Source organism: Tritonibacter sp. SIMBA_163 (assembly GCF_046535935.1).
Lineage (GTDB): Bacteria > Pseudomonadota > Alphaproteobacteria > Rhodobacterales > Rhodobacteraceae > Epibacterium > Epibacterium scottomollicae.
On sequence record NZ_JAWJBP010000026.1, the window covers coordinates 26,417 to 32,425 of the forward strand.

Annotated in this window: 5 protein-coding genes; 3 read left to right on the forward strand and 2 right to left on the reverse strand. The window is 57.3% G+C overall.

Annotation, left to right across the window (positions count from 1 at the left end):
• Nucleotides 1–17: 17 nt before the first annotated feature.
• The gene (gene ycaC / locus R0J92_RS19975; RefSeq protein ID WP_106165162.1) at nt 18–644 is read left to right on the forward strand and encodes an isochorismate family cysteine hydrolase YcaC; all 627 of its coding nucleotides are present in this window, start codon (nt 18–20) and stop codon (nt 642–644) included.
• Nucleotides 645–743: 99 nt separating this feature from the next.
• Here the strand turns inward: ycaC and R0J92_RS19980 are convergent, their stop codons facing one another.
• Nucleotides 744–1,682 carry a pirin family protein gene (locus R0J92_RS19980; RefSeq protein ID WP_106165163.1) on the reverse strand — a complete coding sequence of 313 codons (939 nt, stop codon included), beginning with the start codon at nt 1,680–1,682 and terminating at the stop codon, nt 744–746.
• 162 nt (nt 1,683–1,844) lie between these two features.
• Here R0J92_RS19980 and R0J92_RS19985 point away from each other — a divergent pair, with 162 nt between their 5' ends.
• Complete coding sequence (locus R0J92_RS19985; protein WP_411052891.1) at nt 1,845–3,365, forward strand: VOC family protein; 1,521 nt, start codon at nt 1,845–1,847, stop codon at nt 3,363–3,365.
• Nucleotides 3,366–3,410: 45 nt separating this feature from the next.
• Here R0J92_RS19985 and R0J92_RS19990 read toward each other — a convergent pair whose 3' ends face one another.
• Nucleotides 3,411–4,268, reverse strand: a complete 858-nt coding sequence (locus R0J92_RS19990; protein WP_411052892.1) for a pirin family protein — start codon at nt 4,266–4,268, stop codon at nt 3,411–3,413.
• Nucleotides 4,269–4,640: 372 nt separating this feature from the next.
• Between R0J92_RS19990 and R0J92_RS19995 the strand changes: the two genes are divergently transcribed.
• Complete coding sequence (locus tag R0J92_RS19995; protein WP_411052893.1) at nt 4,641–5,534, forward strand: LysR family transcriptional regulator; 894 nt, start codon at nt 4,641–4,643, stop codon at nt 5,532–5,534.
• Nucleotides 5,535–6,009 lie beyond the last annotated feature (475 nt).

The following is a 6,009-nucleotide window of genomic DNA, read 5'->3' on the forward strand; positions in this document are numbered from 1 at the left end:
AAAAGAAAGGAACGCACATGACACCTCAATACAAACGCCTCGATAAAAACGATGCCGCTGTTCTGATGGTCGACCACCAGGCCGGGCTTCTCTCGTTGGTGCGGGACATTGACCCCGACAAGTTCAAGAACAATGTTCTGGCCTTGGCAGACGCCGCAAAGTACTTTGGCCTGCCGACGATCCTCACCACCAGTTTCGAGGACGGCCCCAACGGGCCGCTGGTTCCTGAACTGAAGGAGCTTTTCCCGGACGCCCCTTACATCGCCCGCCCAGGGCAAATCAACGCCTGGGACAACGAGGACTTCGTCGCTGCCGTGAAAGCGACCGGCAAGAAGCAACTGATTGTTGCCGGCGTGGTGACGGAAGTTTGCGTGGCATTCCCGGTCCTGTCAGCGATCGAAGAAGGGTACGACGTCTTTGTCGTGACGGATGCCTCCGGGACATTCAATCAGATCACGCGGGACGCTGCATGGGACCGGATGTCAGCTGCGGGTGCGCAATTGACGTCATGGTTCGGCATGGCCTGCGAGCTGCACCGTGACTGGCGCAATGACATCGAAGGATTGGGGGCCTTGTTCTCTAACCACATACCGGATTACCGCAACCTGATCAGCAGCTACAACGCGACGCCCGTAACCTCATAAACGGGCCGTGGTCTAAGACCGTGCCAGACAAGCCCTTGGCGGAGAGACAGCAACCGCCAAGGGCAATCTGGTTAAACACATTCGGCACGGGGCTCAGCTTCACCGACCCGGCAGAGGGATATGTTCGCTCCGGTCATTCGGTGGTAGATCAAACTGCCCTGTTCCCCATCTTTCCGCACGCCACTCTTCCTTGGCATGCTGTATCTTCTCCTGGCTTGAGGCAACGAAGTTCCACCAGACATATCTGGGGCCGTTGAGTGTCGCACCTCCCAAGGCCATTAGCCGTGCGCCGGCAGGGCCAGCGGCCACCGTGATCTGATCACCTGGGCGGAAGACCATCATTCGGCCCGCTTCAAATTCCTGACCTGCAATCTTCACGCTGCCCTGTGATACGTAAATGCCGCGGTCTTCGTGTTCATCCGGAAGCGGAAAGCGCGCACCGGGTTCAAGGATGACATCCAGATAGAAGGTTTCGGAAAAAAGGGTCGCTGGGGCCGCCTCACCGTATGCTGAACCCAGGATCAACTTGGCACGGACGCCTTCCGACTCGATTTCAGGCAGGCTCTCCTTGCCGTGATGCTCAAACAGGGGATCAATGTCTTCCTTGTCTTCAGGCAGCGCCATCCAAGTCTGGATGCCGAACAGCGAGTGCGGCCCGCTGCGAGCCTCGGACGAGGTGCGCTCGGAGTGGGTGACCCCCTTTCCGGCGACCATCCAATTCAAAGCGCCGGGTCGAATGACCTGATCGGTGCCAAGGCTGTCGCGGTGGTGGAAGTCTCCTTGATACAGGTAGGTCACTGTGCCCAATCCGATGTGCGGGTGGGGGCGCACGTCTATCCCCGAACCTGTGAGGAATTCTGCGGGCCCCGCCTGATCAAAGAAGATAAACGGTCCAACCATCTGGCGCTTTGGTGCGGGCAGCGCGCGGCGAACTTCAAACCCGCCCAGATCATGCGCTCGAGGAATGATCAGAGTTTCAATGGAGTCGATGTCAACGCCGTCAGGGCATCCAGGGTCAAGTGCGGGATTCCAGCTCATTTCAAACTCCTTTGCGATTGGGTGCAGAATAATGATAGCTCATCGCAGTGGATGCAGAAGCCGCCCGCTGTTCGTTTTAGGCGAAAGCGGTGTTCACCCGCGTGCTCTTCACATGGATCTGAACAGGGTTATGCTGAGCAGAACGCTGAATGAGGGGTGCAAATGCCTTCGGGAATTCATCATGTGACAGGCATCACAAAGAACGTTCAGGCCAACGTCGACTTCTACATGGGATTTCTCGGCCTGCACCTTGTCAAACAAACTGGCGGGTATGAAGACGCCGAGCAGTTGCACCTGTTTTATGGCGACGTACACGGCGCGCCCGGATCTGTGGTGTCCTTCCTAGTATGGGAAGACGGTGCAACAGGACGGGTTGGAGAGGGTCAGGCTGGCGAGATTGCGTTTGCAGTTCCACTCGACAGCATCGGAGAATGGCTGACACGCGCCTTAGACGTCAGAATGCCTGTTGAACAGCCCACGCGCGAGTTCGGTGAAACCGTTCTACGACTGAAAGACCCCGATGGCATCATAGTGAAGCTGGTTGGTACGGATCTGGGGCGCGAACCTCTGCAAACTGGTCAAGTTGCACCCACCCGCCTGCGGGCAGTCACGCTGTTTTCCGGGGATCCTGCGGCAACAGCGGAGTTCGCCGAAAAGTTCGGTTACCGCATGAGCGCGACAGAAGGTCAGATCCAGAGGATGGTGTCCGATACCGATGCGATAGATATCCGTGATACGCGCGGGTTCTTTAGCGGCATTCCCGGCACCGGCGTTCTTGACCACGTGGCCTTCCGCGCACCGGATGCCGCGGCACTCCGAGAGATGCGGGTGTCGTTGGCGCGTGCTCATGAGCCGACCAATGTTCATGATCGAAAGTACTTTTTGTCGTTATACGCCCGGGATCCGGCTGGTCTCCTATTCGAGTACGCAACCGACGCACCTGGATTTGCGGTGGATGAGCCAGCAGGCCATCTGGGAGAAACGTTGCTCATACCCGACCATGACACCGCCCGAGCCGCAGACCTGCGCGCGATGCTGCCACAATTCGCGCAGCCAGGCGAACCAAGGATGCCCAAGCGGTCTCTGCCTTTCGTGCATCGGTTTCGCCATCCCGAAGACCCCGATGGCTCGGTTATGCTCTTGTTGCATGGAACCGGTGGCAATGAAGCGGATTTGATGCCTCTCGCTGCAGGCCTCACCCCAAGGGCAACCCTGCTTGGCGTGCGGGGGCGTGCCACCGAAGAGCATGTCACCCGGTTTTTCCGGCGGTTTGATGTGGAAACTTTCGATCAGGAGGATATTCGCGCCGAGGCGCGGGCCTTTGAGGCCTTTCTGCACGCTGCTGTTCAAGGATATGGGCTGGACACCGAAGCGGTTACGGTGCTGGGCTATTCCAACGGCGCAAACTTTGCAGCCTCCGTTATGGCGCTACATCCCGGCTTGATCCGCCGCGCTATACTGCTGCGGGCGATCCCGGTGCTTATAGAGCTGCCCCAGGTGGATCTGTCCTCGGCCCAGGTCTTATTGCTGACCGGCCGCGATGACCCTCTCAGCTCTGAGGCGCCGCGCTTGGCCCAATGGTTGCAGGACAGTGGTGCGGGTGTTGAAAGCGAGGTTGTTGAGGCAGGTCATGAAATTTCACCCGCGGATCTGAACGCCGCGCGCGCCTGGCTGACCCGCTAGGGCGGCGGGCGCTGCCCCGCCGCCGCGATCCTGTCCGGAAGTCCCTTACAGAGTGCCGAACTTTCCGGATTGAAATTCGGAAATCGCCTGATGGATTTCCTCCTGAGTGTTCATCACAAAGGGCCCATAGGCTGCGACTGGTTCGTCAATCGGCTCACCCGATAGGATCAAGAGCTTGGCACTGGTAGCAGCTTCCAGCCGAACCGCGCCCTTGTTCCCCAGGCGTGCAGTTGCCGGGCCCACAAGGGGGGCGCTGCCATTGATGGTTACTTCGCCGTCGAGCACAACTACCGTCACATTCTGGCCCTCCGGCGGCGCCAACGAAGCCCCCTTGTGCGCGTTCAATCGTAAATCCCAGACCTCCATCGGCGTGAAGGTGCGTGCAGGCCCGTTGTGGTCGTTGTATTCGCCTGCGATGACCCGCAGCCGCCCGGCATCATCTGCAAGGTCAATACTGGGAATCTCTGCATTCGTGATGCCCTGGTAACCCGGATTCGCAGATTTATCCTTGGCCGGCAGGTTTACCCAGAGCTGGACCATTTCGAGCGTTCCGCCCCTGCGGGTGAACTCCTGACTGTGATACTCCTTATGTAAAATGCCGTCTGCTGCGGTCATCCACTGCACATCACCTTCCCGGATCACTCCGCCGCGCCCTGTGGAATCGCCGTGTTCGACCTCGCCCAGATAGACGATGGTGACGGTTTCGAACCCTTTGTGCGGATGCACATCGACGCCTCTCGGATGGTCCGCTGGGTTGAAACGATGCGGCCCGGCGTAATCCAGCATCAGGAACGGATCATGGCTGTTTTTCCCGCCCATATGCGAAAACAGGGATCGCACTGGAAACCCATCGCCCACCCAATGACCGGGGCCGGTCTTGCTCGTAGATAAGATCTGTCTCACTTCGAAACTCCTTTCTTCACGGGGAAGCCGTGGCTGTCTTTCAATTGGGGGGAGAAGACAGGCATTCAACGCATGACGCGTTCCTGAAAGCAGAACCTGGTGTTCGAAAAATCTCGCTGAGCAATGGCGCAGGTCAAGGTGACTATTCCTTGCGGGTTTGCGGCGTGCCTTCCGGTGAGTGCGCTCTCTTGGGTCTGCCCTCTACGGGCAATTATAAGTACAGCGAAGGGCATCAATGAGAACAAGCAACCGAATTTCTATGGACTGAACCGGTGCGGCCAATGCTGGAAGTCAACGTGGTTGCAACTCGGCGTTCGCAGTCACTGAACGATATTATTTCCCGTACTTTCAAATCATGACTATGCTGGTTTTATGCGCTGGAACATAAACGAAATTGAAACCTTCCTCAGTGTGGTGGACACCGGGTCCATTTCAGAGACTGCCACGCGTGGCGGATTGGCAAAATCCGTTATCAGCAAACGTATTAGTGATCTCGAAAAGGCGCTTGGCGTTACTCTGTTTACGCGCCATGCAGGCCGGATCAGAGTGACGGATGCTGCCCTTGCACTTGCTGAGCGGGTTCGGCCCGCGTTCAGTGAGCTTGTCATGGCAACGGAGTGGGTGGCGGAGGGTGACCATGGTTTGCAAGGGCGGCTGAGGATCTCGGCGCCGATGAGCTTCGGGATCCGTCACGTTGGACGTATGGCCGCCAATTTCGCCAGCATGCACCCCAATCTCGATATCGCTATCGAATACGATGATGCAATGGTTGATCTGGCCCGATCCGGTTTCGATGCTGCTATCCGTGTTGGTAGGATGCCCGACAGTACCCTTGTTGTTCGCAAGGTTTGCGAGGACCCCCGAGCGATTGTCGCAAGCCCTGAGTACCTGGAAAAGCATGGCCAGATTAATAGGCCAGAGCAGCTCAGGGAGCATGCCGCAATTGGATACCAGAACAAGCGGCTGGGCGAAATCTGGCAGTTTGACAGGCCAGTTGATCCGCCTGTCCCATCCAGAGTCATGACAAACAATGGGGACGCGATGCGCGACATGGCTTTGGAAGGTCTCGGGATAGCGCTTCTCCCCATGTTCATCGTTTATGATGATCTAAAGCATGAACGCCTGGTTCAGGTTCTGCCTGACTTGGCTCCAGATCCGCTACCCGTGCAAGCTGTTTGGCCGCCAGTCAAGCACATGCCCCCGAAACTTCGGCTCTTCATTGATCACTTGGCTCTTTCTTTCGGGCAACGAGCACCTTGGCAATAGGCGCGCGGTTTCCAAATGATGACCTGTCGCGTCAAAATCAATCCTACAGATGTTGATGTCACGCGGTTTAGGTCGATCCAAGGCAACTGGCCGAGTTCTGTCCCTGAAACTGCAGGGATTCGTTGTATTAAGGTTGCGATGTGTATGGATCCCTTCCTGGTTAGCAGACTTCCAAGTGATACCCATTAACGATTGAACGTCTACTTCGACGCCTGGCGATGAGCCGAAACGACCCTAGAGAGTCCACCGTCAGTGGATCGTTCCAATGGACGCATGAGCGGTACGATTGTCGCGATTGGACTGCGAAGCGGTTGACCGATATTCGGGCAGCGCAGATGCAAATTCCTAGATCAGCTGGGCGGGGGAAACCCGCCAGATCTCCCTTGAGCGTGGAGTGCCCCCACTGAAGTGGTCCACCTTTTGGGATAGGAATATCCCGTTTTCAGGAGGACGACGAGATGGCAGGCAAACGAGA

What these genes read in the sequence shown, in the direction of transcription:
- ycaC (WP_106165162.1), top strand. Translation starts at nt 18, where the DNA reads ATGACACCTCAATACAAACGCCTCGATAAAAACGATGCCGCTGTTCTG.
- R0J92_RS19980 (WP_106165163.1), bottom strand. Translation starts at nt 1,682, where the DNA reads ATGAGCTGGAATCCCGCACTTGACCCTGGATGCCCTGACGGCGTTGAC.
- R0J92_RS19985 (WP_411052891.1), top strand. Translation starts at nt 1,845, where the DNA reads ATGCCTTCGGGAATTCATCATGTGACAGGCATCACAAAGAACGTTCAG.
- R0J92_RS19995 (WP_411052893.1), top strand. Translation starts at nt 4,641, where the DNA reads ATGCGCTGGAACATAAACGAAATTGAAACCTTCCTCAGTGTGGTGGAC.